The organism is Bradyrhizobium sp. LB13.1 (assembly GCF_054056815.1).
In genome coordinates this window covers 6,241,367-6,267,619 of the sequence record NZ_JBSRYQ010000001.1, presented here as the reverse complement: position 1 = coordinate 6,267,619, position 26,253 = coordinate 6,241,367, and the positions used below count along the sequence as shown (strand labels likewise).

At 57.4% G+C, this 26,253-nt stretch carries 23 protein-coding genes; 18 read left to right on the top strand and 5 right to left on the bottom strand.

Features of this window, described 5'->3' with window-relative positions:
• Positions 1 to 5: 5 nt before the first annotated feature.
• Genes ACVWYI_RS30380 through ACVWYI_RS30365 form a run of 4 tightly spaced genes read left to right on the top strand, consistent with a single transcriptional unit; the run spans position 6 to position 5,145 of the window.
• The gene (locus ACVWYI_RS30380; RefSeq protein ID WP_247443995.1) at positions 6 to 329 is read left to right on the top strand and encodes a hypothetical protein; all 324 of its coding nucleotides are present in this window, start codon (positions 6 to 8) and stop codon (positions 327 to 329) included.
• Positions 307 to 2,523: a peptidase domain-containing ABC transporter gene (locus ACVWYI_RS30375; protein WP_456663997.1), complete on the top strand. Its 2,217-nt coding sequence runs from the start codon at positions 307 to 309 to the stop codon at positions 2,521 to 2,523. Before ACVWYI_RS30380 ends, ACVWYI_RS30375 begins: the two co-directional genes overlap by 23 nt.
• Entirely contained in the window at positions 2,520 to 3,947 is a 1,428-nt protein-coding gene (locus ACVWYI_RS30370; protein WP_456663996.1) for an HlyD family type I secretion periplasmic adaptor subunit, read from the top strand. The genes ACVWYI_RS30375 and ACVWYI_RS30370 overlap by 4 nt, the downstream gene beginning before the upstream one ends.
• Before the next feature lie 25 nt (positions 3,948 to 3,972).
• Positions 3,973 to 5,145, top strand: coding sequence for a hypothetical protein (locus tag ACVWYI_RS30365; protein ID WP_456664591.1), 1,173 nt, complete (start codon positions 3,973 to 3,975; stop codon positions 5,143 to 5,145).
• Positions 5,146 to 5,161: 16 nt separating this feature from the next.
• Here the strand turns inward: ACVWYI_RS30365 and ACVWYI_RS30360 are convergent, their stop codons facing one another.
• Positions 5,162 to 6,049 (bottom strand): glycosyltransferase, encoded by an 888-nt coding sequence (locus ACVWYI_RS30360; RefSeq protein ID WP_456663995.1) that lies wholly within the window; start codon positions 6,047 to 6,049, stop codon positions 5,162 to 5,164.
• Between the two features lie 189 nt (positions 6,050 to 6,238).
• Here ACVWYI_RS30360 and ACVWYI_RS30355 point away from each other — a divergent pair, with 189 nt between their 5' ends.
• The 11 genes from ACVWYI_RS30355 to ACVWYI_RS30305 all read left to right on the top strand — a co-directional run bounded on the left by ACVWYI_RS30355 (position 6,239) and on the right by ACVWYI_RS30305 (position 18,248).
• Positions 6,239 to 7,033, top strand: a complete 795-nt coding sequence (locus tag ACVWYI_RS30355; protein WP_456663994.1) for a WecB/TagA/CpsF family glycosyltransferase — start codon at positions 6,239 to 6,241, stop codon at positions 7,031 to 7,033.
• Positions 7,034 to 7,036: 3 nt separating this feature from the next.
• A complete protein-coding gene (gene wecB, locus ACVWYI_RS30350; RefSeq protein ID WP_456663993.1) occupies positions 7,037 to 8,161 on the top strand; it encodes a non-hydrolyzing UDP-N-acetylglucosamine 2-epimerase in 1,125 nt (374 codons plus the stop codon).
• Positions 8,154 to 9,416 carry a UDP-N-acetyl-D-mannosamine dehydrogenase gene (gene wecC / locus ACVWYI_RS30345; RefSeq protein WP_247443989.1) on the top strand — a complete coding sequence of 421 codons (1,263 nt, stop codon included), beginning with the start codon at positions 8,154 to 8,156 and terminating at the stop codon, positions 9,414 to 9,416. Before wecB ends, wecC begins: the two co-directional genes overlap by 8 nt.
• A 40-nt stretch (positions 9,417 to 9,456) precedes the next feature.
• Positions 9,457 to 10,521, top strand: coding sequence for a Gfo/Idh/MocA family protein (locus ACVWYI_RS30340; RefSeq protein WP_456663992.1), 1,065 nt, complete (start codon positions 9,457 to 9,459; stop codon positions 10,519 to 10,521).
• 52 nt (positions 10,522 to 10,573) lie between these two features.
• Complete coding sequence (locus ACVWYI_RS30335; RefSeq protein ID WP_456663991.1) at positions 10,574 to 12,049, top strand: oligosaccharide flippase family protein; 1,476 nt, start codon at positions 10,574 to 10,576, stop codon at positions 12,047 to 12,049.
• A gap of 32 nt (positions 12,050 to 12,081) precedes the next feature.
• The gene (locus ACVWYI_RS30330) at positions 12,082 to 12,591 is read left to right on the top strand and encodes an acyltransferase (protein WP_456663990.1); all 510 of its coding nucleotides are present in this window, start codon (positions 12,082 to 12,084) and stop codon (positions 12,589 to 12,591) included.
• A gap of 101 nt (positions 12,592 to 12,692) precedes the next feature.
• The gene (locus ACVWYI_RS30325; protein ID WP_456663989.1) at positions 12,693 to 13,874 is read left to right on the top strand and encodes a DegT/DnrJ/EryC1/StrS family aminotransferase; all 1,182 of its coding nucleotides are present in this window, start codon (positions 12,693 to 12,695) and stop codon (positions 13,872 to 13,874) included.
• The gene (locus ACVWYI_RS30320) at positions 13,871 to 14,872 is read left to right on the top strand and encodes an NAD-dependent epimerase/dehydratase family protein (protein WP_456663988.1); all 1,002 of its coding nucleotides are present in this window, start codon (positions 13,871 to 13,873) and stop codon (positions 14,870 to 14,872) included. The genes ACVWYI_RS30325 and ACVWYI_RS30320 overlap by 4 nt, the downstream gene beginning before the upstream one ends.
• Complete coding sequence (locus ACVWYI_RS30315; protein WP_456663987.1) at positions 14,812 to 16,008, top strand: DegT/DnrJ/EryC1/StrS family aminotransferase; 1,197 nt, start codon at positions 14,812 to 14,814, stop codon at positions 16,006 to 16,008. The genes ACVWYI_RS30320 and ACVWYI_RS30315 overlap by 61 nt, the downstream gene beginning before the upstream one ends.
• Positions 16,009 to 16,473: 465 nt before the next feature.
• On the top strand, positions 16,474 to 17,496 hold the full coding sequence (locus tag ACVWYI_RS30310) for a class I SAM-dependent methyltransferase (RefSeq protein WP_456663986.1): 1,023 nt from the start codon (positions 16,474 to 16,476) through the stop codon (positions 17,494 to 17,496).
• On the top strand, positions 17,493 to 18,248 hold the full coding sequence (locus ACVWYI_RS30305) for a class I SAM-dependent methyltransferase (protein ID WP_456663985.1): 756 nt from the start codon (positions 17,493 to 17,495) through the stop codon (positions 18,246 to 18,248). The genes ACVWYI_RS30310 and ACVWYI_RS30305 overlap by 4 nt, the downstream gene beginning before the upstream one ends.
• A 46-nt stretch (positions 18,249 to 18,294) precedes the next feature.
• Here the strand turns inward: ACVWYI_RS30305 and ACVWYI_RS30300 are convergent, their stop codons facing one another.
• Complete coding sequence (locus tag ACVWYI_RS30300) at positions 18,295 to 19,458, bottom strand: glycosyltransferase family 4 protein (RefSeq protein ID WP_456663984.1); 1,164 nt, start codon at positions 19,456 to 19,458, stop codon at positions 18,295 to 18,297.
• A 524-nt stretch (positions 19,459 to 19,982) separates the two neighbouring features.
• Here ACVWYI_RS30300 and ACVWYI_RS30295 point away from each other — a divergent pair.
• Entirely contained in the window at positions 19,983 to 20,960 is a 978-nt protein-coding gene (locus ACVWYI_RS30295; RefSeq protein WP_456663983.1) for a glycosyltransferase family A protein, read from the top strand.
• Between the two features lie 110 nt (positions 20,961 to 21,070).
• Here the strand turns inward: ACVWYI_RS30295 and ACVWYI_RS30290 are convergent, their stop codons facing one another.
• Both ACVWYI_RS30290 and ACVWYI_RS30285 read right to left on the bottom strand, forming a co-directional pair.
• A complete protein-coding gene (locus ACVWYI_RS30290; RefSeq protein WP_456663982.1) occupies positions 21,071 to 22,342 on the bottom strand; it encodes a hypothetical protein in 1,272 nt (423 codons plus the stop codon).
• Positions 22,339 to 23,130, bottom strand: coding sequence for an FkbM family methyltransferase (locus ACVWYI_RS30285; RefSeq protein ID WP_456663981.1), 792 nt, complete (start codon positions 23,128 to 23,130; stop codon positions 22,339 to 22,341). The genes ACVWYI_RS30290 and ACVWYI_RS30285 overlap by 4 nt, the downstream gene beginning before the upstream one ends.
• Positions 23,131 to 23,268: 138 nt before the next feature.
• Between ACVWYI_RS30285 and ACVWYI_RS30280 the strand changes: the two genes are divergently transcribed.
• A complete protein-coding gene (locus tag ACVWYI_RS30280) occupies positions 23,269 to 24,354 on the top strand; it encodes a glycosyltransferase family 2 protein (RefSeq protein ID WP_456663980.1) in 1,086 nt (361 codons plus the stop codon).
• 26 nt (positions 24,355 to 24,380) lie between these two features.
• Entirely contained in the window at positions 24,381 to 25,217 is an 837-nt protein-coding gene (locus tag ACVWYI_RS30275; RefSeq protein ID WP_456663979.1) for a right-handed parallel beta-helix repeat-containing protein, read from the top strand.
• Between the two features lie 12 nt (positions 25,218 to 25,229).
• Here the strand turns inward: ACVWYI_RS30275 and ACVWYI_RS30270 are convergent, their stop codons facing one another.
• Positions 25,230 to 26,204: a class I SAM-dependent methyltransferase gene (locus ACVWYI_RS30270; protein ID WP_456663978.1), complete on the bottom strand. Its 975-nt coding sequence runs from the start codon at positions 26,202 to 26,204 to the stop codon at positions 25,230 to 25,232.
• Positions 26,205 to 26,253: the final 49 nt, after the last annotated feature.

Sequence of the window (26,253 nt, the reverse complement as noted above, 5' to 3'; positions counted from 1 at the left end):
ACAAGATGCACGCCGAACTTTATACGGACGGAATCGAAGAAATTACCGTCAGCGGAACCATCGTCCGCATCGATCTAGTCAGTCAGTCACCGACGGAGCGTGACGCCAACAATGTTCCGAAACGCGTGTTTTCTCAGCGGTTGATCTTTTCGGTCGAATCCTTCGCCAATTCGGTCGATGTGATGCAGAAGGCGCTTCAGGGGCTGGTCGATGCGGGCGTGATCCGGCGGAATCAGCCGGCTGAGTCGCACAGCGGTGCGTCGGTCGTACGCGATGCGCTCGCCCCCAACACGCCACGGTCTCATAATGTCTCTTCAAACTTCCGGTGAAATCGACGCCGCTGGTGGCGCGAAGGACAAGGTTGCGGACCCGTTTGGATTGGCGACGCAGACGGCATTGGAATGCCTGTCCAAGACTGCCGGTCATCATGGCATCGACCTGCCGGTCGAGCGTCTGAAGCACGCCTATGCCGTAGCCGCTCCGCTACTCTCGCTGAATCTCCTGTTGCGCATGGCGAAGGATGCAGGTCTGCGTGCGAGAAGCACGAAAATGGATTGGGGGGCGCTCATTCGTCTCGGAGAAGCCTATCCGGCGCTGGCTCGGCTCACCAATGGCAATTGGATCGTTGTCCTTGGTGCGGGGCTGGGAGCTGATGGCACCGAGGTCGTGAGCGTCTTCGACCCGCTCGCCGACCGCAAGCACGAGGTCTTGGTTGTCGAGCGGGACCGATTCTGTGCCCAATGGTCCGGTGAAATCATCCTGATCAAGCGCGAGCAGTTGACACGGGATGGTCGGAGGAGTTTCGGCCTCCGCTGGTTCGTACCGGAATTGCTTCCTCAATGGCGACTGTTTAGAGACGTCGCCATTGCCGCCATCATGCTCTATGCGCTGGGCCTCGTCGTCCCGATCTTTTTCCAGCTCGTCATCGACAAAGTTCTGGTTCACGAGAGCTTCACCACGCTCTACGTACTCGCGGCTGGGGCGGCCGTCGCACTCGTCTTTGACGCGATATTTGGCTTTCTGCGGCGCTACCTGCTGCTTTATGCGACCAATAAGGTTGACATTCGAGTTGCTACAAAGACGTTCGGTCATCTCCTTGGGCTGCCGGTCACCTTCTTCGAGCACATGGCAGCGGGGGTCTTGGTCAAGCACATGCAGCAAGCGGCGCGAATCCGTGAATTTTTGACCGGGCGACTGTTCTTAACCACCCTTGACGCGCTCTCCTTATTCGTCTTCCTGCCGGTACTTGCGCTCTACAGCGTCAAGTTGACGCTTATGGTTCTGGCTTTTACTGCCGCGAGCGGCGCTGTTGTCGGCCTGCTCATGGGCCCTTTCCGGCGACGTCTTTACGATCTTTACCAGGCGGAAGGTGCGCGGCAGGCTCTCCTCGTCGAAACAGTTCATGGTATGCGTACGGTGAAGTCGCTGGGGATGGAGCCCGTGCAGGGCAGGATCTGGGATAGCCGCTGTGCACAGTCGGTGACCATGCGATTCGGTGTTGAGAAGATCTCCGCCGGCGCCCAGGCGCTCACCGGATTTCTCGAGAAGATCATGACGCTTGGGATCATCGCCGTCGGAGCACTCGATGTCTTCGCTGGAGAAATGACAATCGGCGCCCTGGTCGCCTTTAACATGTTGGCCGGGAGGGTCTCCGGACCACTGGTCCAGCTCGTGACCATGGTGCATGAATACCAGGAAGTTGCTCTTGCCGTGAAGATGCTCGGCGAGGTGATGAATCAGAAGCCTGAGCGTGATGGTAAGAAAGATGGGCTGCGTCCCGACCTCGCCGGCGAAATCGAGTTCGAGAATGTTTCTTTTCGCTACGGAGCTGAGGGAGCGCCGGCGCTTGATGATGTCTCCTTCGCCGTCGAGCCGGGTTCGATTTTCGGAATCGTGGGCCGGAGCGGTTCCGGCAAGACGACACTCACAAGGCTGATTTCGGGCATGTATCCGGTGCAGCAGGGGCTGCTCCGTATCGACGGATATGATTCAAGGGAGCTCGATCTGGCGCACCTGCGCCGAAACCTCGGAATCGTCTTGCAGGATAATTTCCTGTTTCGAGGGACGGTCCGCGACAATATCGCCTGCGTGAAGCGGGACGCGACCTTTGCCGAGGTCGTCGCCGCGGCGCAGCTCGCAGGCGCCGACGAGTTCATCGAGGGATTGCCCCGTGGCTTCGACACCATGCTCGAGGAAGATGCCTCGAACCTGTCCGGCGGGCAGAAGCAGCGGCTCGCGATTGCGAGGGCCTTGATTGTCAATCCACGGATCGTGATTTTCGATGAAGCGACGAGTGCGCTCGATTCCGAAAGCGAAATGATCATCAGGCGCAATCTCCGCCGCTTGGCGGCAGGGCGTACCGTCATCATCGTCTCGCATCGGCTGTCAATGCTGACTGAAGCAAGCCAGATTCTGGTGATGGACCGCGGCCGAATCGTTGACGTGGATCGTCACGACCACCTCCTGTCGAAATGCACCATCTACAGGCATTTGTGGAACCAACAGATGAAGCAGATTGCATGAAGGAGACAAGGCAATCACGCGCGGACACGAAGCCGGACGGTCTGGTCCTGGCCAGAACGGTCGAGCGACGGCGCAAGCTATTCAGGTCAGTGCCGAGGCAAGCGCCTGCAATCGTCGAATTCCAATCCGATGCAACCGAAGTCGAGCAGCAAGCGCCGCCGCGGATTGCGCGTCTCACTCTCTATAGTGTGCTTGCAGTGATTGCCTTCGCGGTCACCTGGGCATCCGTATCGCAAGTGGAGATGATCGTCACGGCGCAGGGAAAATTGACCACGATACGTCCAAACCTGGTCGTGCAGCCATTGGAAACGTCGGTCATACGCGAGATCCACGTCAAGGCCGGTGATCGCGTCAACCGCGGCGACGTTCTGGCTACGCTCGATCCGACTTTCTCGCAGGCGGATTTCGATCAACTGCGCGGCAAAGTGGCTGGATTCGATGCGTCGATCGATCGCCTGGGCGCCGAACTAAATGGAACCCAGTATTCCGTCACCGAGCTCTCGAATGCGGACCAGGTCCTGCAGGGCAAGTTGTTCTTGCAGAGGAGGGCCGCCTATGAGGCGCAGATCCAAAACTACGACGCACAGATCGCTTCCGCTCAGGCCAATCTTAAGACGGCGCAGAACGAAGAGGCGGTTCTCATTCAGCGACTCGACACGATGCGTTCAATTGAAGCTATGCGCACCACACTGATGGACAAGGAGGTCGGTTCGAGGCTGAACTTCCTATTGTCTCGCGATGCGCGGCTCGAGGTCGAGAGCAATTTGGCGCGCGTTCATGGAAGTATCGCCGATAGTACGCATCGGCTGGATAAGGCTCGGGCTGACCTGAAGGTCTTCGCCGAGGAGTTTCGTCGCACCACCTACCAGGAACTGGTGGAGACCGTCCCGAAGCGCAATAGCGCAGCTGAGGAATTGAAGAAAGCCGACCTTCGTCGGCAGCTGATCGTCCTGCAGGCGCCGGCAGATGCCGTGGTGCTGGAGATCGCAAACCGGACAGTCGGCTCGGTGGTTCGCGAAGCGGAAACGCTGTTTGTCCTGGTTCCTCGTGATGTGCCTCTCCAGGCGGAGGTCAATGTCGAGGGTCGAGATATTGGTCAGGTGGCGGTTGGAGAAGCTGTCCGGATCAAGTTCGAAGCGTATCCTTTCCAGAAGTATGGAACTGCAACGGGCGAAGTCCGCGTCATCAGCCAGGACACGTTCTCGCCGGACCCGAAAGCCGAAGGTGTGCGCCGCGCGCCAGCTCCCTATTACCGCGTACTGGTCGATTTGTCCGACGCGCACCTTCGGCTGCCGCCTGAGCGCATTCAACTGATTCCAGGCATGGCCGTGACGGCCGAAATGAAAGTCGGAAAGCGCACCGTGATTTCCTACTTCCTCTACCCATTGCTACGCGGATTGGATGAAAGTATTCGGGAATACTAACCCGGCTTGGGATGGCGAATTGACCATGATCATTAGTTCGAATCTTGGGGTGAAGCTTGTGGTGCCGACGGCGGAGAGTAAGCTCTCGCAAAATTCACCGCTGGTGAACTATGCCCTCAAAGGGCTGGAACGTTGTTGGTTACCTGAACACCGCCGGTGGTCGCATATATACCATCTTGATGGGCGTTCTTCGCCAAACGAGTCGGTACCAAGCAGCGACGTATTTTATACCCTCAACGTTCTGCTCGGGATGTCGCGCGTCGCTGAGATTCCAAGTGGCATTGACGTGCCCGAAATATTCCGTCGGAACGTTCTGCTACTCACGAGGCTTCCGGTACGCAAGTACGCTTTCGGTATGGCGTTATGGACCGCCGCCGAGCTCGGCCTCCCAATACCGGAGTCGGTCAAATGCGAGCTGAGAGCCATTCTTGGCGATGAGTCCGGGTGGAGGAGCTTCCGTGCGCAAGATCTTGGCATGCTGCTCACGGGAATCGTGGCTCAAGCGAGGTTGGGCGATAACGAGTGGGTGCGTTACGCTAGACCGCTTTATCTTTTCCTGAAGGAACGCTTTCACAGCGAATCAGGATTGTTCTTCGATGCACCGTTCGCCTTTCGACGCCGTTTCTCGTCATTTGCGGCGCAGACCTACCTCTCAATCGCCTGCTATCAATATGGCGAATTCGCCGGCGACGCATCCGCGCTTGTCATGGCGGATACCTGTGTGCGCAACCTGATCGCGCTTCAAGGCCCACAAGGCGAATGGCCTTGGTTCTTCGACGCGCAGAGCGGCCGCGTCATTGATTTCTATGAAGTCTATTCGGTACATCAGTATGGAATGGCCCCGGCACTGCTGGAGTGGGCCGAGCGCTTCGGGCGGCGGGGATCGCGGGACGCGCTGGTAAAGGGATTCAACTGGGTGTTTGGCCATAACCAACTGGGCCGGGCCATGCTCGTGCCTGAACTGAACCTGACCCTCCGCTCGCAGGTCCGCAAAGGCGAATCGACAACAAAGGCACCGCGGGTATTGCGCGCGCTCAAGAACGCCTGGCTCGGAAACGGGGAGCGGCTGATCGACGGCGCTGACGTCGAATTTCGGCTTGAGTGCCGCAGCTACGAACTGGGTTGGATCCTTTGGTCATTCGGCCGGCGTATCGACTTGCAGGAGCTGACCCATAATTATGCCTTTGGCGGCGCCTGACAGGATTGGCGTTTCGCTAACGGTTCCAAGCGACTGCTCGGCGGCCTCGTAGGTGCGAGAGCATCGTCACGGCGCGGTGCGCTCGGACCGCGCACAATACGCCAATGGCTTTGAGACGCACGCCGCTACCGTGTAGGCGGTCGCTGGTTAGGACAGTCACGGCGTTTGGCGCGAGTGACGCGAGGACGAGCAGAGCCTGCGCGATCCAGCGCAATTGCCAAATAGGCTTACCTTCCGCCATGTTGCGATAGTGCGCGATGTGTCGATCCCATTTGGCGTAGAGTTCCCGGAGAGAGCCCCGGGCCGGATGGAAGACGATCATTTCAGGGGTGTATCGAAATCGAAGTCCGGCGCGCAGCGCACGCTCCCCCCACTCCATATCTTCGGCCACATCAATGCCAGCGAAGGGGCCGACGCGATCGAAGTCGCGGCGAAACACCGCCATATTGCCAGTGCCGGAATAGCCGTGGCGCTCGATATAGAGCTTGAAGCGATAAGCGAAGACGCTTTCGTAAGCCGCAATGCCGTCAAGCTCCGCATTTTCCGGCCGCCAAATGCGAACGTCGCCCCCGAGAACTGTGCCTGCCGGTGACAAGCGCAACCATCTCACCACACTGCTCAGCCAATCCGGATGGGCCTTACAATCGGCGTCGATGAAGGCGAGGATCTCGCCGTTGGCGGCAGCGACGCCTGCATTTCGCGCCGGGCCGGGACCTGGATGCTTTTCGTGCTGCAGCCGCACACCAGGATGACCAGCAACGACGTTCATTGGGGGCGTTGCCGAGCCGTTGTCCACCACGATGATCTCGAACGCGTGACGCGTCAGGGTCTGTGCGTCCAGGCTGCGCAAGCAGGCTTCCAGCGCATCAGGCTGGTTGAGGTGGGGAATAACGACCGAAATCATCAGTTAATTCCTCCATTTAATCCTGTTAGATCTGCGGCCCACCCGGTTGCGCGGCCGCCCTCTCATTTTTGTGGAATTCGGCCGCCGTGCTTGATTTAAATCTTGCAATTAAATGTCGGTCACGTATTATATAAATATTAATCTAAAATGCAAACTTAAACCGGCCGGATTTTCTAGGAGATGGTTCCAATGCGCGCCTCGTTTCTGGGATGCCCCATCGACCTGCTGACAATGTCGGAAACCGTCGATCTTGCGCGCGGGGCCATGCACAGCCGGCGACGGCTGCAACATGTGGCGCTGAACGTCGCTAAATTCGTCAACATGCGATCCGATCCCGTGCTCGCGGCCGATGTGGCCAACAGCGACGTTGTCGGCATCGACGGCATGGGCATTGCTTGGGGCGCTCGAGCACTCGGGCTTCCGGCGACGTCGCGAGTCGCGGGTGTGGATCTCCTCGCCGAGTTGCTCGTGGTATGTGCGCATGAAGGCTTCAAGCCCTACTTCCTGGGAGCCACTCCCGCCGTACTGCAGCAGGCCGTGCAAGTGGCGCGCGAGAGGCATCCTTCACTTGTCTTTGCGGGCTGGCACGACGGCTACTTCAAACGCGAGCAGGAGAATGACGTCGTCCGGGACATCCAATCCAGCGGGGCCGATTGTCTCTTCATCGGCATGCCAACCCCCCGGAAGGAGCGCTTTCTGGCCGCGTACCGCGATGATCTCGGCATACCTTTTATCATGGGCGTCGGTGGTGCATTCGATATTCTAGCAGGCGCTGTTCGGCGCGCGCCGATCCAGATTCAGAGGCTCGGCCTCGAATGGCTGTACCGCATCTATCAGGAGCCTGGGCGGATGTGGTGGCGATACGCCACGACGAACACGCTGTTTGCGGGCGTTCTGGCGCAAGCCCTTATCAGGCAGGCGCTGCGGCACCCGCTTGGCGCGCCCCGCGCCGTTCCGCCTGGTCCGAGCCGGATCGGAGGGTGAGGCGTGCGCAAGCATTTTTTCATTCTCCTGGGAACCCGGCCGGAAGCAATCAAGCTCTTTCCAGTCATCAACCGGCTCAAGGCCGAGAAGCGCAAGGACGTCTCCGTAACGATCTGTGCGACTGCCCAGCATCGGCACTTGCTTGACCAAGTCCTCAAGCTGGCCAAAGTGATCCCGGATTTTGATCTGAACGTCATGACGCCCGATCAGACTCTCGATCATCTGACCGCCCGTCTGCTCGGACAAATCGGCGAACTCCTCGAAAAGTTGAAGCCCACCAGGGTTATCGTCCAGGGCGACACAGCGACTGCCATGACGGGTGCGCTGGCATCCTATTATCACCGAATACCGGTCTCGCACATCGAGGCCGGGCTGCGCAGCGGTGACATCTTCGCGCCGTGGCCCGAGGAGGTGAACCGCAAGATCGTCGGCTCGATTGCCGACCAACATTTCGCCCCGACAGAGCGCGCGGCGCGCGCGTTACGCGCCGAAAATGTCTCGGATGACCGCATTCACGTTACCGGAAACACGGTGGTGGACGCTCTCATCCTCGCGAAAGCCATGGTCGAATCCGATCCACGACTCTCGTGCCGATGGGACGGCATCAAGAAGCGTCACGGCAATCGGCGCATCATCCTGGTGACCTGCCATCGCCGGGAAAATTTCGGAGGCGGCGTCCTTAATATCGTAAACGCGTTGGAGACGATTCTGCGGAGGGAGGACGTTGCCGTGGTGATCCCCGTGCATCCAAATCCGAATGTCCGCGACATGTTTGCGTCTCGGTTCTCGGACCATCCGCGGGTCGTCCTTATTTCCCCTCAAGAGTATACAGATTTTGTGAGCCTGCTCGCGTTGTCCTATTTGGTCCTGACAGATTCGGGCGGCGTACAGGAGGAGGCTCCCACTTTCGGGAAGCCAGTCCTGGTGATGCGCGAGACAACCGAACGACCCGAGGGAGTAGAAGCGGGAACGGCGCGCTTGGTTGGTGCGAACTACGACAGGATTGTTGCGGAGACATTTCGCCTCCTCGACGATGACGAGACTTATGCAGCCATGGCGCGTTCGCACAATCCGTTTGGTGACGGGCACGCGAGCGAGCGGATCGTGAAGGTCCTTCTCGATGCCTGAATTCCAAAAGATCAATGTCATTGGACTTGGTTATATCGGACTTCCGACCGCGGCGCTGATTGCAAGCCGAGGGCTGCAGGTGGTCGGTATCGATACCAATGAGCGCATCGTCGATACCGTTGCATCTGGCAGAATTCACATCGCAGAGCCCGATCTGGATGGCCTTGTTTCCAAGGTCGTGTCGAGTGGTGCGCTCACGACGGCCAGACATCCGCAGCCGGCGGACGTGTTCATCATCGCAGTGCCAACACCGATCGATCACGAAAACCGTCCAGACTTGTCAAGCGTGAATGCGGCAGTCGACTCTATCGTAGATCTTCTCGCGCCAGGCAACCTTGTCATCCTTGAATCGACATCGCCGATTGGGACGACAGAAGTCATTGCAAAGCGGATCGTTGAACGCAGGCCAGAGTTGCACATTGGCGTCAACGGCAAGGAAGATGGAGCGATTTACGTCGCATACTGTCCCGAACGCGTGCTGCCGGGGCGGATCTTGACCGAGCTTATCAACAATGACAGGTGCATCGGCGGGATTACGCCAACCTGCACGCGGCGTGCTCAGCGCTTCTACAAAATGTTCGTTCGCGGCGCTTGCGTCGGTACTACGGCGCGCGCGGCAGAGTTGGTCAAGCTGACGGAAAACGCCTTTCGCGATACCAACATAGCATTTGCCAACGAACTTTCGTTGATTTGCGACAGGTTCGACATCAATGTCTGGGAAGTGATCGATATCGCCAACCGCCACCCTCGCGTAAACGTATTGCGGCCGGGACCAGGAGTGGGCGGGCACTGTATTGCGGTCGACCCCTGGTTCATCATCGACTCAGCGCCGGACCTCGCCCGTGTGATGCGAACAAGCCGAGAAGTGAACAACGCCAAAACGCAAAAGATCATCGAGCGCACAGAGGCACTGATCGACGATCATCCCTATGCGAACGTTGCTTGTTGTGGACTGACCTTCAAGGCGAATGTCGACGACGTGCGTGAAAGCCCGGCGATGGAGATAGCCATGCATCTCGCGGCAAAATACGGTGAACGGATCAAGGTTGTTGAACCGAATCTGCGCCGTCTGCCTCCTGGGTTGGCCGATCATCGTGTCGCATTCGTGAATATCGAGGAAGCCCTGCGCAGTTGCGAGATCGCGATTGTCCTCGTCGATCATGATGAATTCAAAATGGTGCCGCTAGCAGAACGCCGGCACCTCGACGTCATCGATACGCGAGGCATATGGCAGGATATGCCGGCGCGGACATAACGTATAGGCGGCGTTAACTCCCGAATGGATCGAGGTCAGTATGCGAGATAGCCAGCTGGGAATCGGGGTCGTGGGATATGGCTATTGGGGCCCTAATCTCGTTCGTAATTTCTCTATCAATCCGGCCGCCCGGGTCGTCAGCGTCAGCGACCTTGATCCAGGCAGGCTCGGCGCCATAAGGCAGGTTTACCCGGGGGTATCAACCACACCTCGATATGACGATCTGCTGAAGGACGCCTCGATTGATGCAATCGCTATAGCTACGCCCGTGCATACACATTACGAGCTGGCGATTGCGGCGTTAAGGGCTGGCAAGCACGTGTTGGTTGAGAAGCCCCTTGCGCCGAGCACGGAGCTCGTGTCCCGCTTGATCGACGAGGCGGACCGGCGCGGATTGACGTTGATGGTCGATCACACCTTTCTCTACACGCCAGCGGTTCAGAAGATCCGTGAGCTGTTGCTGAAGGGAGAGCTCGGTGACATCTACTATTACGATAGCATACGCTCGAGCCTCGGGCTGTTTCAAAAAGACGTAAATGTGATCTGGGATTTGGCGGTGCACGACATCTCGATCATCAACCATATCCTCGATGAGGAACCGGTCGCGGTCTCCGCAACGGGCTCGTGCCATGTTGCCGGTTCGCCGGAAAACATGGCCCACATCACATTGTTCTTCCCCAACGCATGCGTGGCCCACGTCAGCGTCAACTGGCTCTCGCCTGTCAAGGTACGCCAGACGTTCATCGGTGGCAGCAAGAAGATGATCGTCTACGACGATCTTGAGCCGACCGAAAAGGTAAAGGTGTATGACAAAGGAATTACCCTTGATAGGCCTCCCGAGAGTGCACATCAATTTCGGATCGGATATCGCGCCGGCGACATGTGGGCTCCGCATATCTCGCCTAAGGAAGCGCTGCAAACGGAGGTCGAGCATTTTATCGACTGCGTGCGCACCGGCGGACAGCCGATCTCCGGCGGGATGTCTGGGCTGCGAGTGATCGAGGTGCTTGAGGCGGCTTCGCGATCGATCGAAGAACAGGGCAAACCAGTCGCCATCAGGCAGTTGCCAGGCAGGCTACCGGAGCGGGCTCGGGCCACGGCTTAATTGGCGGCTTCGTCGTGGCTGTTCGCCCGCCGAGCCCCGCGACGGAGTTGCAATGAATTCAGTACAGCGTTCAGTCCTGTTTTCTGCGGTGGACCGTTATGCGGGCCTTGTGCTGTTCCTCGTCTCGACCGCAGTGCTTTCGCGGCTGCTGACGCCGAGCGAGTTCGGGGTCTTCGCGGTTGTCAACGCTCTTACCGCCGTGATCGCAGCCGCTTTTCAGGAATTTGGCGGGGCGAATTACCTAATTCAGAAGCGCGAGCTATCGCGCGGAACCGTTCGCACAGCGTTTACTATCACCTGGGCGATCTCGCTGGCGGTTGCGCTGATCCTGTGGGCCTCGGCCGACGTCATATCGCAACTGTTTGGGCAAGACGGTCTGAGGCGAGGTATCGAGGTTTCTGCGCTAAACCTTCTCCTTCTCCCGGTCTCCGGAACGTTGGCCGCCTTGTTTCGCCGCGACATGCAGTTTGGGACGCTCGCGATCTGCAATTTTGCGAGCAACATGACGATCGCACTGGTTTCGATCGGACTGGCGGTAATGCACTTCAGCTACATGGCTCCGATCTGGGGTGGTGCGGCAGGGAGCGTGGTTCTCGCGGCCATGCTGCTGAGCTCGTATCGGGATTTCGGTGTGTTGCGCCCTTCGCTGTCCGAATACCGAGACGTCCTCGAATTCGGTCTCTTTTCTAGCGGCGTCAGCGCCATCAATATCTTCTACAACCTTGCACCGCAGCTTTTTCTTGCAAAGATTCTCGATTTTACTGCCGTTGGTCTCTATAGCCGGGCAATAAACCTGACCCAGGTATTCGACAGGCTCGTCACGCAGGTGCTGAACCCGATCGTCATGCCCGCGATCGTGACGAGGCGTGCAGCCGGGGCAGATCTAAAGGGCGTATATCTCGACGCGGTCCAACTGCTTTCCGCCGTACAGTGGCCATTCCTCACTTTCATAGCGATTATGGCAAGGCCGATCGTTTTGCTCTGGCTGGGGGAAGCATGGCTGGAGGTAGTGCCGCTAGTGCGCATCCTTTGCCTTGCAAATTTGGCGCTATTCGCTGCGTGCCTGACGTATCCCGTATTCGTGGCCGTTGGGCGCGTGCGCGACGCGCTTGTCTCGTCTTTTATCTCGTTGCCACCATCGCTCCTTGCCCTCTTGGGTGCGTCTTTTTTTGGCGTGGAGGCAGTTGCAGCGTGCGCCTTGCTGACGTTGCCATTTCAAGCAGCGGTGGCGATATACTACCTCAGTCCGCATCTGGCGCTACGGCCGGCCGAGTTTGGCCGCGCCCTGCTGAAGAGCGGTGTCGTCACGTTGGCGACCGCTTCAGGCGCAGCCACCTGTGCGGTGTTGATCGAGGCGGGAATTCTTAATTTCGTTGTTGGGATTGTATCAGCGTTGGTGGTCGCCGCCTTCTGCTGGCTGTGGGGACTGATGGTGACAGGTCATCCTCTGCTGCAGCAGCTTCGTGAAGCGGCGGCGGATCTCGCCGAGATGGCGCCCAGGCTGCTCTCGTCGCGCCCGGTACCGTAGGCTTGCTTGACTGTAGAGACAGGAAAACTGACATGCCAATAATTGACACCGAGCTTGGCCGCGATGTCCGCATCCTCCATTCGGACCTAGTCAACCTGTATGGTTGCGTCGTGGGCGACGAGAGCAGGATCGGATCCTTTGTCGAGATCCAGGCTGGGGCAAAGATAGGTGCTCGTTGCAAAATATCATCGCACAGCTTCATCTGCGAGGGCGTCACAATTGAGGACGAAGTGTTCGTCGGTCACGGAGTGATGTTCACGAACGACAAATTTCCGAGAGCAACAAACCCGGATGGTCGTCCTCAGCAGGCTTCGGACTGGACACTGCAGCGCACTCATGTCGGCAGCGGAGCTTCCATCGGCTCGAACGCCACCATTCTGTGCGGTGTGACGATCGGTGCAGGTGCCTCCGTAGGTGCGGGTGCGGTAGTGACGAAGGACGTTCCGCCCGGAGCCATTGTCGCCGGAGTGCCGGCTCGGATTCTGTCCAGAGCTGAAAACATCGCTCTGAGCGAGCAAGGCTCGGTCACGCGCGCTTCATAACATTCGTAAATCGAAGATGCGGTTATCAAATTTAATACTTGATTAAATATAATAATACGAGTTTATTTGTTCTATTATTTATCCCCAATCCAAGGTCTTGAATGTCGATACCCTTCCTGGATTTGAAAGCCCAATATAGCCAGATCAAGCCGGAAATCGACGTGGCGCTAGCGAGGGTCGTCAGCAGCGGGCACTTTGTGCTCGGGCCGGAAGTGACGGCCTTCGAGGGGCGCTTTGCGACTTATTGCCGGACCGCCCATTGCCGCGCGGTGAACAGCGGCACTTCCGCGCTTCACCTTGCCTTGCTTGCGGCGGGAGTCGGACCTGGTGACGAAGTCATCACAGTATCCATGACGTTCGTCGCGACAACCGCGGCCATTCTCTACAGCGGCGCCAGGCCGGTGTTTGTCGATGTCGACCCGGTGACGTGGACGATGGACCCCGGCTTGATCGAAGCTGCGATAACACCGCGAACCAAAGCGATCGTGCCGGTTCACCTCCACGGGCTGATGGCCGACATGGATCCGATAATGGCGATCGCGCGTCGTCACGGTCTGGTCGTCATTGAGGACGCCGCGCAGGCGCACGGTGCGGAATACCGGGAACGCCGCGCAGGCTCGATTGGCGATCTGGGCTGCTTCAGCTTTTACCCCGGCAAGAATCTTGGAGCGTATGGCGAGGGTGGGGCGCTCGTAACCGATCGGCCTGACCTCGCTCGACGCGTGTCACTGCTGCGCGATTGGGGGCAGGAGGCGAAATACGACCACATCATCCCCGGATACAACTATCGTATGGACGAAATTCAAAGCGCAATACTGACCGTCAAGATGGATTACATCGAGCGCTGGACGGAAGCGCGACGGTCGCTCGCTGAGCGATACGATGCACTGCTTTCCGATCTCCCATTCGCGCGCCCACAGCCGCCTCGCTACACCCGTCACGTGTATCATGTCTATGCGGTCAGGTTGCAGCGCCGCGATGACGCGCTGACGCTGTTGCGTGATGCCGGCATTGGTTCCGGGATCCACTATCCCGTTCCGGTGCATCTGCAGAGAGCCTATGCAGAACTCGGCTATCGTGCCGGTGATTTCCCCGTCACTGAGATGCTTGCGAACGAGTTGCTCTCTCTTCCCATTTATCCGGAGATGCTGCTGGAACAAGCCGACGAAGTTGTCTCTACATTGAGGAACGCGGCGGCCCTGCGGCCCAGCGAAACCGTCAGCGACCGGGCGGAGAATCCACAAAGCGTCATGACATGGTCTCACAACAGGAGAGCGTCTTGATTGATCTCAAGGGAAAGCGCGTTCTGGTCACCGGCGGGGCAGGGTTCATTGGTTCCCATATCGTTGATCTGCTCTGCGACGAGGGCTGTATCGAGATTGTTGCAATAGACAACATGATCAGAGGCCGGCCGGAAAATCTCCGGCGCGCGCTCGGGCGCGGGCCGGTGAGACTGGTTCACGGCGACATACGCGATCGCAAGCTGATGGAGGCGCTGGTCAAGGCCGCCGATATCGTCTTTCACCAGGCCGCACTTCGCATTACCCATTGTGCAGCCGAACCACGGCTGGCGAAGGAAGTCATGGTGGATGCCACCTACGACCTGCTGGAGTTGTGCATCAAGCACGATATCGAGAAGATCATCGCGGCGTCGTCGGCATCCGTATATGGTATGGCCGAGGAGTTTCCGACGACCGAGCGGCACAATCCGTACAACAACCGGACTCTTTATGGGGCCGCCAAGGCGTTTAACGAAGGGCTCCTGCGGACCTTCAACGATGCATGCGGCCTCGACTATGTGGCATTCCGATATTTCAACGTCTACGGCAGCCGAATGGATATCCACGGACGGTACACCGAGGTGTTGATCCGCTGGATGGAGCGCCTGGAAGCCGGATTGCCTCCCACTATCTTTGGTGATGGCCGCCAGACCATGGATTTCGTCCACGTCCGCGACATCGCGCGTGCCAACATCCTTGCGGCCAGGGCAAAGGTTACTGATGAGGTCTTCAACGTCGGGAGCGGCACTGAAACCAGTCTGACCGAGCTCGCGACGGTGCTTGCGTCCGTGATGGGACACCGCGGATTGACACCGGAATTCGCGCCGGAGCGCTCGGTCAATCCGGTGCCGCGCCGGCTGGCATCGACGGGCAAGGCGGAGCGTCTGCTGGGTTTCCGCGCTACGGTCTCGCTTGAGCAAGGGCTCGCCGATCTCGTGAAATGGTGGCGATCCGAACGCGATCTCGCTTCGGACCGCCAGCGGCAGGCGGCGGCATCGTGATTCCGATCGCGGCGCCGCTCCTGGCGGACGAAGAGGCTGACGCTGCGCGCGCGGTCGTGCTATCGGGCTGGGTGTCGCAAGGCCCGCAGGTGGCGGCGTTTGAGCGCGAGTTCGCTGCACTTGTCGGCGCACCGCACGCCTGTGCCGTCTCCAATTGTACGACCGCCCTACAGCTCACATTGGCGGCGTTGGACATCGGCACTGGCGATGAAGTGATCACGGTCAGCCACTCCTTCATTGCGACCGCGAACGTCATCCGGCATCAGGGCGCCATTCCGGTTTTTGTCGATATCGATCCCGAAACATACAATTTGGATTGCGCTCGGCTGGCCGAAGCCATCACTGAGCGAACGCGCGCGATCATAGCGGTCCATCAGATGGGCATGCCCTGTGATATGGCAGCGCTCATGGCTATAGCCCGCCGCCATGGGATCGCCGTGATCGAGGACGCCGCCTGTGCCGCCGGATCGCAGATCCGGATAGACCGGGAATGGGAGCCGATTGGCAAGCCCCGTGGCGATATTGCGTGCTTTTCCTTTCATCCGCGAAAGGTGATCACGACCGGTGAGGGTGGAATGCTCACCACCGCGGATGCCGACCTTGATCGCAAGTTCAAGCTGCTGCGCCAGCACGGCATGAGCGTTCCGGATACGGTGCGTCATAACTCGTCGTCCGTGATCTTCGAGGAGTACGTTGTTCTCGGCTACAATTACCGAATGACCGATATGCAGGCCGCAATTGGGCGCAGACAGCTCGAGCGACTTCCAGAACTGGTAGCACGCCGGCGAGCGGTCGCCGCTAGATATGCCGAACAGCTTGGCAATCTGGAAGGCCTGCGGTTACCTACCGAGCCGGCGTGGGCCAGATCGAACTGGCAGAGCTATTGCGTGCGTCTCCCTGACCGCCTCGACCAACGCATCGTTATGCAACATCTCCTCGATAAGGGCATTGCGACCCGCCGCGGCATCATGTGCGCCCACCGTGAGCAGCCCTATTCAAGCCTCACCCAGGGGCAGGATCTGCGTCAATCCGAACTTGCCCAGGATCGGTCGATCTTGCTCCCCATTTATGCACAGATGGACGCGGAGGATACCTTGAGGGTGGCCGATGCGGTGCGGGCAGAGTTGGAACGATGATCTCGGGGATCGCCCATCAGAAGGCATTGCGGCTTTTGGTCGTGATCGCGAGCTATGGGACTGCCAATAATGCCTACCTGGATCGAGTGATTAAAGAGTACCGGTCCATGTCGTTCGACGTGGACCTCGTAATCATATCCAACATTGACAAGAAGCCAGCCCCGGACATCGAGTGTATCGTTGGCCTTCCCAATAAGAATCCCTGGTCGCTTCCCTTCGCACACAAGGAGTTGTTTGCAGGGCGAGTTGATCAGTATGATTTGTTCATTTATTCCGAAGACGATATCTTAATAACTGAAAGGAACATCAGATCGTTTCTTGACGTGACTTTAGTCTTGAATGAGGACGAAGTTGCCGGATTAATGCTCGTCGAGAAAGCGCCAAGCGGTGAACTAAATTACCCGCAGGCCCATGGCTCTTTCCACTGGGACTGCACATCGGTAAAGATCAGGGGTGATTACTACCTTGCTCATTTTTACCAACGAACATGCCGCCAGCTATTTGCTCACCCAGCAGCAGCTTGCGAGAGCAATTGCGTCCGGCGGATTTCTGGTCGGACCTCACGAAGGCAAGTACGACCTGCCGTGCACTGCTGCGACTGATCCATACACGCAGTGTGGGTTCAAGAAATTGATCCCCATTTCCAATATTGATGATTTCTCGGCCCAACATTTACCGAATAAATATATCGACCGGCTCGGCATCGACCGTCACCAATTGGACTCACAACTGTCCGTCTTGATGCGGATCGCGCGTGAGGGACAAAACGCGGTTCCGCTATTCAGTGTCGAGACTAGGCTCTGGCATAACATGTATTCGAAAGACTATTACGAGCGGGCCAGGGACGAAGTGTTGTCCGGCGTACCGAAAAGCGCTGCCGTACTTTCGATTGGATCCTGCTCCGCGGCAAACGAGCGTCGACTGCTGGAGAGAGGGAACCGCGTGGTGGCTGTACCTCTCGACCCCGTTCTGGGCAACGGCCTGGCTCAGCTCGGGGCTGAGGTGGTGTTAGGAGACGTCTTAACGGCGAGAGCGAAAATTGAAGCGGAGCGATTTGACCGGCTACTTTTCGTCGATGTTCTGCAATTCGTCCGTGATCCGGCACATCTGCTCAGGCTATTTGTCGATCTCTTGGCGCCGGACGGAAGGGTGATCATAAGCACGCCAAATCGACCGTCTGTTCGTTACACCTGGGAATGCGCGAAGACCAGCAACGTCTTTCAGCGCTGGGGCAGCTTCGAGGCAGTAGGGATCCACAACACGACAGCCGGAAAAATTCAAAGCTGGTGTGCGCGGGCCGGTCTGGCGATCGAGAGGATTGAAAGGTGCGCTCCGCATCCAACCGGGCCGATGTTGCAACTCCTGTTTCCCATACTTGCGCCCGATCTTGTTGCGACCGCCACAAGGCGTGAATCGCGAAAGCCGTTCTTTGGCGAAGATCACGGAATGGGGCAAATGGAGGTTTCCAGAAGGAGCGTCGTTCAATGAGCTTGGAGGCCGCAAAAAGAATTGAAATGAGTGAAACGCAGCGACACGCCGACGTTACGCATGGCTCGGCTACGAAAAACTACTATAGCCGCTCTCGCCGCGAGATTCGGTCATTGCTGCCCAGCCGCGCCTCTCGGATACTCGAAGTGGGACCTGGCGCAGGCTTCACACTGATGTGGCTTAAGTCGATCTACCCCGCTGTCACGACATGCGGTGTCGAGCTCAATCCAGCACTTGAGGCCGACCTGCAAGAGCATGCCGATGTCGCGATTATCGGAGACATCGACCATTTGATATCACAGGTCGCTAGCAAGTTCGACCTGATCTTGTTGCTTGATGTCCTTGAGCATGTCCCGGACCCAACTCGTACGCTTCAGGCCATCACCAGGAACCTCCTCATGGATGGTGGGCGCGTGATTGTTTCTGTTCCAAACATCGCGCATCTGAGCGTGACTCTTCCCCTGCTTTTCCAACGCAGATTTGCATACGCAGATTCTGGAATTCTTGACCGCACCCATCTAAAGTTTTTTGTCGAAGACACCGCCGTTAAGCTTCTGAATGATGCAAATCTGATCGTCAAAGACGGTCTGATGACAGGCCTTGAAGGTCCCAAATCCAATATGTTGGATAGAGTTACACTGGGGTTCCTGACCCATCACTTGGCAAAGCAATACATTATGGCGGGTGAGCCGACTGGTGAACGTACCGCGCAACCGAAGGTCAGTTGGAAGAAGAGCCGGCTGATCAGCTAGCGGGAACGGTGACTGCGAAGCGCGCAATATCCGTCGAGGGCATCAACTACGGGCGACCACAATCCGCGAATTCAGTCTTGATCATAGGTCTTGAAATCGCCCCAACAAGGACCTCGGCATGCCGCTTGGAACATATGAACGGATCGAAGCGGCTTTTTGAATCCGCAGACAGTTGTCCGCGTACTCTTGACCAATAGTCTCTGTGTAAGATGACCGAGCTCATGGCTGAGACGAGTTCATCCTTATTTTTTTGTGGCTGAAATCGCATAAGGCTCGAGCTATGCCAATTCGCGCTTTCGGGATCGCCAACCGGGTTCGCCACAACAAATCCACGGCTGCCGTCCATACCGAGTTGCTCGCGCGCACCGCCGACGTCACTTACAACTGTGGGCAGCCCCGCGCTTAAGGCTTCCATGGAAGCCAATGACCATCCCTCGAAAAAGGAGTTCAGAACAAAGCAATCAGCGGCGGCTAGCAGGATGGACGGATCCGGAAACGAGTGCCGGAGGTGGATCCGATCCCTGCAAGGCATTTTGTCGCGAAGCGTACGCACTTGACGCGTGTATACAGCATCGTCCAGGCGGCCGGCGATCAGCAGATGTGCCTTGGGATTATTCTCTGCGACTTCGGAAAAGGCCCATACCAGGCCGTAAGCATTCTTCTGAACGGTATGACGACCGAGCGAAAGAAAAAGAAATTCGTCATTGAGGCCTAGCCAGGTTCGGGCTCTCGGCCGATTCACCAAGGGGCGGTGTGTCTGGTTGAACGCATTGGGGATCGTGATAACCGCGCTATCAGAATAGGACGGATTGCCCGATAGGTACTGACGCCTCACGAGCTCGCTTACCGCGACAAAGCAGGTAACGAATTTCGATCTCTGGCGCTCTTCCCTCCAATTCGTGCTTATAGGAGTTGGAATGCCGTGGAGCGTTTCCACGACTGGAACGCGGGCGTCACTAGCCGCCTGCAAGAGCCAGCCGGGCGGATCGTGCGCGCTGACGACGTCAGGACGGTTCGCTTCCATCCATAGGCAAGCGTCGCCTGGCGAGGCGGCAACAACCGCTGTGCCTTCCCTCTGCAACGCCGTGAATAGTTGTCCGACGGGCGCCGACGATGAATGTGCGCACATAACCGTGACGCGAAATCCGAAGTGGGGCAGGCGCCGTGCAAGAAAAGCAACAAATTCGTCGAGGCCGCCGGCGTCGAGCACCGGAGTGACGATGAGGCAATGTATGCTTGCCTGGCGACACAAGGAATTCGTTTGGATTCGGCAGGCTACTGGTCGGGATCGAGGCGGGCGCCGCCGGTGCATTCGGCGCGACCATCGCATCGCATGGTACGAGTGGCTTCGACCAGTCGTCGACAATGTCGTCACTTCCAGAGGCCAGGTGGCTGCTAATGAACAGTTTCTTCGCGATACGCCTCACGCTTCGTGGCAGCCGCCAGGAGTTTCGTTGTGCCCAAAGTGTCGCACGGCCCACTAAAGAAAGGTCTTTGTGACTGAGACCCGTCATGCGTTCTAATGCCGCCCGTTTGGATTTCTGAAGCCAAATAATTAGCACGGAAAATAAACATTTAAACTATATATTGCACAAAACCAAAATATATAAATAATGTCGTATCGTCTTTTGACGCCATTGAACGGTCGATCTGCAGTGGGTAAGCACATTGCGAAGTGCGCTAAGGAATCATGGAAAACACTTGCCAGAGACCTTTGGCGGAAATGGAGGCGCTGTGAGTTCCGTCGATGCGATCGTTCCCTGTTATCAGTATGGGCATTTCCTCAAGGAATGCGTCGACAGTCTATTGAAGCAGTGCGGACCCGAGTTGCGGGTGCTGATTATTGATGATGCGTCGACAGACAATACTCCCCAAGTTGCACAAGAACTGGTTCGTGCTGATTCTCGGGTCGAATTTCGCAGGCATTCTACCAATCAAGGCCACATCGCCACCTTCAATGAGGGGATCGTCTGGGCCGCTGCAGACTACATGATTCTGCTATCCGCGGACGATTACCTGATGCCTGGTGCGATTGAGAGGTCGACGAGCCTGATGGATGAGAACCCGTCCGTCGGCCTCACGTTCGGCGGCGCGGTCGCGCTTTATCGAGGTCACGAAGAGATCGTGGCACTGCCTCAGGGACTTGGAGGTGGTACAAAGATACTATCCGGCCGAGATTTCATTAAAATCGGGGGCGCCAGAAATATAGTGGTGGCGCCGAGCGTAGTGGTGCGGACGAGCCTGCAGAAGAAAGTGGGCGGATACTTGCCGGATTTGACGCACAGCGGTGATATGGAGATGTGGTTGCGGTTCGCAGCGCATGGTCCGGTCGGTTTTATCGATGCGATCCAGGCTGTGTATCGACGACATTCAACCAACATGTCAGGCGGATATTCGGCAGAGCAGGACTTCCTTCAACGCAAACTGGCGTTTGAGCATTTCCTGGATCGCTGCTCAGTGGTGCTTCCGGACGCCAATGATCTTCGGTCCTCGTTAATGGGCAATTTGGCGCTCGACGCGATCAGTTGCGCGAGCCGGGCCTTCAATGACGGAGACGTCGAGTTATCGGAACGCCTTTCGGCGATTGCGTCAAAGCTGAATCCCAAGGTCACGAGATCGCGCCGTTGGTGGCTTCTCGCCTGCAAACGGCAGTTGGGATCGCGCGGATGGCAGTTGCTGCGGCCCGCTATCGAGCGGCTGAGGACGCCGTAATCGGCGCTGCGGCTTCCGGGCTGCTTTAGAATTGGCGTTTCGGACCCGACTGCGTATTGCTTGTGGTGCTGCGGCTAAATAAGCCCTCGCGTTCGATTGTTTCGCAGGGGTTAGACCTGGTACATCGAGAACTCCCGCAGCGACGCCCTAATGCCGATGCATACTCCCCAAAATATCCAGAGGTAATTCCAGTAGTGGACCGTCAGCCCGGTAAACATGAGCGTCACTATCGCGATGGTGAACGCGATGCGCAGATTCGGCGCATTGGGATCCTCCATTGCGCCCTTGAGGCGATTTTTTGCCGGTAGGAGGCTTCCAATGTTTGCCAAGACAAGAAGGAAAACCATAGGAAGTCCAAACCGAAGCGAAAACACCAACCACACAGAGTCGATTGTAGTATCGAGAATGTCGTGATTGAGCGGGCCGAATGCGTATCCGGTGAAAGGAGACTCCATAATCTTTTGCGTAGCTGCGTCCCAGATCAACATTCGAAAGTATCCGGACACGGGATCGAAGGTCAGGTGGGAGATGATCCAGCCAAGTGGGTGATTGGCAACGGCCATGATCACGACCACGATCGTAACAAGACACAGCTGCAGCGCGCGCCAGCGTCCAGAGTATTCTTTCAGTGTCATATTATAAAGATAGAGCATCAGGACAATGAGACATGACAAGAGGGGCGCGGAGGACAAGGACAAAAGGCAACCGAAAACAGCAAGACCTGCCCAAAGCATCTTTGACAATGGGCTTTGCTCCGAAAACAGGAAGATGCCGCAAGCTACAGTGCAGTAGGTGCCCAACAGAATTGGGTGGTCAAACGTCGAGGTAGCTCTTACCCAATAAAGCCTGAAGTCGGGCGAGAGCGGCGCAAAGCTGCCGAAAGCGGCAGAAAACGTTTCTTGAACAATGAGCCGGCCCGAGAGGTTATCGAAAAGCGCCAGCAGGACGATGTAAGCAGTCACAATCTTGAATGGCTTGATGAAGGTGTAAATTGCCGCCGGTCCGAAGAAAAACCCGCGCGCAACAGTGTAACCGCCCAGAAACTCGAGGCTCTCTGCGCCGGTCGATGAGATTGCACTCGGCCCGCTCGTGTAGTAAGCGGCTGCGAACATCCATGCTGCGACAGCACATGCAAGATAGTCCGACGCGAGGGTGTGACGGCCGGCCTTGGCTAGTCTTGCCACCGCAGGTACTATGAGGAGCAGGATACCGATCCGGCCTACCGTCAATTTCGCATCGGCGAGGTACAGTTGGACCTGGGCCGCCGGCAGAATGAGTCCACTCAGTAGCAGCCAAGCCGGCAGCGTACTGCATCGCTCAGAGGCTCTCGACAAAGCCGTATGTGTCAGGCCGAACTCGCCGCCGGCAACCGTGACGCTCATGAGAGAACCGCCTTGCCCGGTGACCCCTCTTCGACCTGAACGCGGCGGCTGTGATCGCCACTCAAATACCACGTGAAAGTGACTGAACGCGGCGCCAGTCCCCTCACGAAACGTCCGTTCTGAAAGACGTACGGCCGATAACCGATTTCGGAAACGAATTCCGAAATCGCGTCCGATGCAAAGGCGCACATCAGCGCTGGCTTGTGCCGCCTCAGGGTCTGCTCCGACCCTTGCAGGATTTCCAACTCGGCTCCCTGAGCGTGCACCTTGATCAGGGAAGGCGACATGGCAAAGGAATCGAGCGTGCGACATTCGATCCTGTGTTCGCCCACGGTTAACTTGGACTGATCGAAGCGGTACATGCGGCCGGAATCACTCAGCCACTCGGTAGCCGCCTCGCGGGAGGTCGCCGCCATGCCATCGCAAACCCACCAGCCGTATGACGGAACGAAGAATGTAATGGTGCCCGGCTTGGCCCCTAGAGCGCAGGCGAAAATCGAGACGGACCTATCACCGGAGAACCGAATTTTAAGTCGCTCGGCCGAGACAGGTTCGGGTTCGAAGGCGACGATGGTCGATTGCGGCCGGAACCTCTTAAACGCGTGAATGCTTTGTCCGCGGTTCGCCCCGATGTCAATGATCACACCATCAGCCCTGGTGGTCCACGTAGAACCCCTGTACTCGGGTTTCGCAAGGTATGAAGCCGTCGCGTCCTTAAATGCAAATCGCGCGGCGGCAACGCCGGGGATGTTCGCATATGCGAAGCGGGCAAAAGGCTTCAAATTCATAACGATAGGACCTTCCGAGGCAGAGGTTATAGGCGGTCATTCAACGTTCAATATTAAATAAAGTAAATCAGATTGCAACTTCGTCTATTTAAATGTATAAAAATATATAATTAATTCAATCGTTGGAGCGGACGCCCCATGACGGCCGGGTTGAAGGCTAGCCAAACGGACGGTTCGTGTGGGCTGGCGGCAAACCTCGCCTTTGAGGTCGCGGTGCTCATCGTCGGCTATCGGAACCCACAGGACATCGTTGATTGTCTCCTGGCGTTGTCTCGTGCGACGGCTTCGCCGGCGTTCGACATCTTCATTTGCGAAAATGGCGGTCATGATGCCTATAACCGCCTTGTCGGCGCCCTGATCGGCAAAGGAGGCCCTTGCGTGCGGGGCCAATCTCCTGGAACCGGGATAGATTGCGACACCAGCCGGTTTACCGACGTTCAGCACCTGGCTCTGCGAGCAAGATCGTCGAATGTGTGGGTTGCGTGCGCCCCCGACAACCTGGGCTATGCAGGCGGGATCAACGCGTGGTTGCGTCCCCTCTCTGCGATACCCACCTGGCGGGCCATCTGGATCTTGAATCCAGACACCCAGCCGACCGAGTCTGCTTTGGCGGCGCTGCACGAACGGGCCGAGTCCGGCCGAAAGGCGATGGTGGGCAGCACCATTCTCGACAGCTTGGACGCAGACCACGTGAGATTTCGCGGCGGACTTTCCTGGCAGAAGCTGGCGGCGAGAGATGTCGCCATCGGCCTGGGAGAGCTTCTCAACGTCTCCTGCAACATCGCCGCCGTTGAAGACGCGATGGATAGCCCTTCGGGAGCATCGATGTACGTGACCCGCTGGTGCATCGAGCAGATAGGGCTGATGGATGAAAGCTATTTCCTGTTTTATGAGGATATGGATTGGGGGCTTCGGGCGAGACACTTGGGGCTCGGTTATGCGGTCGAATCGATTGTCGTTCACAAGCGAGGTACGACGACGGGCTCGGCCAGAGGTTCATCGGCAATACCGGTACTCTCCGTTTATCTCCAGCACCGCAATTGCGTTCGCTTTGTACGGCGACATTTTCCCTGGTCGGTGCCTCTTCGAATTGCGGTTTCCCTCCTGTATGCACTCAGGTTCCTGCTGCAGGGAGCTCCAAACAACAGTCGCGCAGCGGTCGAAGGGCTTGTCGCCGGATTGAGAGGCGAAATGGGCCGGCCGAAGGAGCGGATGGCCCAATAACGAACGCCAGTCGGGGGCACTTCCAGATGCGGCAGCCGATCTTCATTTACGCGCTTTTATTGCTTGTGGTCGCAAGCCTCGGAGTAGATGGCGTTGTTGCGCGCGCGGCCGAGCGCGATGAGATACCCACGTCCGAGTGGCCCAACGCAACGAATACAGGAGTGCGTGCGAATGTGAAGCTGACGCCTTCCGGCGATGTTGTGGCAGACCAGGCCGGCGCAACCATTTCGGGCCTCGACATCGAAGGCCGCGTCTATATCAAGGCACCGAACGTAACGTTGATCGACTCCAGAGTGACTTCCGCCTCGTTTTACATCGTGCGAATCGAGCCCGGTATTACTGGCGCGGTGATCAAGAATTGCGAGATTAACGGTGTTGGCTCCGGCAACGATGGTTCCTACGGCATAGTAGGCCAGGGTACGTTCGTCGCAAACAACATCTACAACGTGGAAAACGGAATTGGTGTGTCCGGGTCTGATACGCTCATCCAGGACAACTACATTCACGATCTCCTTGCTTCCGGCTCTCCGCACTACGATGGCATTTCGATCGATGGCGGCAACGTCAACATCGTTATCAGGCACAACACGGTCGTCAACATGCACACGCAGACGTCGGCGGTCATGATCGATAATTATTTCGGGCCGATCTCGAATATCGAAGTCGACGGCAACCTGCTGATGGGCGGTGGATATACGGTTTATAGCTCTGCACAATTCAACGGTGGATCGGTCGAGCGGGTTTCGTTTACGAAGAACCGGATGGGCAGAGGCAAGTGGGGCTATAGTTCGATTGTGAAGAACGTTCCGGTCTGGCGAGAAAATGTGGACAGCGTGACAGGCCGCCCCGCTGGTCCCCGGTAGTCATCGGCGGACTCAGGTCTCCGATTTATTCAGCCGCCGCAACCAGAATGAGCCTGGCTCGCGCCACGGTTCGCGTATCCAAACCGGACATGCGTTGTTCAGCCTGGCTCCGTGATGGCGAGCAAGCCAGTTGACTGCGCCAATAATCTCGAAATGTGCGTTGAAACTCAGGAAGGCCTCAAGGAGATATTGCTCATTCCACAGCCAGCGATCGCGAAGTAGCCATTGGGCGGGGTAGTCGCGCGGCGTGAAGACGTCGTGGACATGGACGATGACATTGGGACGGAGGAGACCGAGCACATGCAGGTATTCGTGCAGAACGTCGCCTTGCGGTCGAATGATGTGGGAGGAGTCTATGAAGAGAATGTCGTTCTTGTCCAAAGTCTCAAACAGGCTGTCGGGACAGCACTCGATCTTTTTTCTCAGGACCGTTACGCCGGCCGATTCGAGCCACGGTTGCTCAAACGGTTCAATGCAGATTTGCTCACAGTCGTATTGTGGATTGTCCCTCTTGTTCGCCTCTATCGCGAGGCGGGCCATGAGGGTCGAATTTCCACTGCCGACCTCGATGATCCGTTTGGGTTGGAAGTGACGTATCATATTGTAAAGAAATTCGGCGTCGCCAGGCTCGAACGAGCCGTTGTGGTATCCAAATTCGGCCGGTCCTTTTGGAAGGGTAGGAATTTCGAGCAGTTCATCCCGGTAGTTAAATTGTTCGACTAACTCAAGCTGTGCCGCTTCGTTCAAGTCCAGCCCGGTAATTTGCCTCGGAAGACTAAGATCACGCTTCAGGTCGGTCGCAAAAAGGATGGGCTCGTAGTAGTGATGCCGCACAATGGCGAACTGAAACCTGTCGCAGACAGACCTCGACAGGGGAACTCGATCACGCAGGCGGCTCAGGAGGACCGCAAACGGAGCAAAGAGCAAAAGGATCGGAGTCAGAATCAGATCGAGTATTCTGTAAACAGACTTGCGGAAATAATGCATGGATAATCACTTCCGATCTGAATGAAGAAAAACGAGGGTTGTCGGCGTT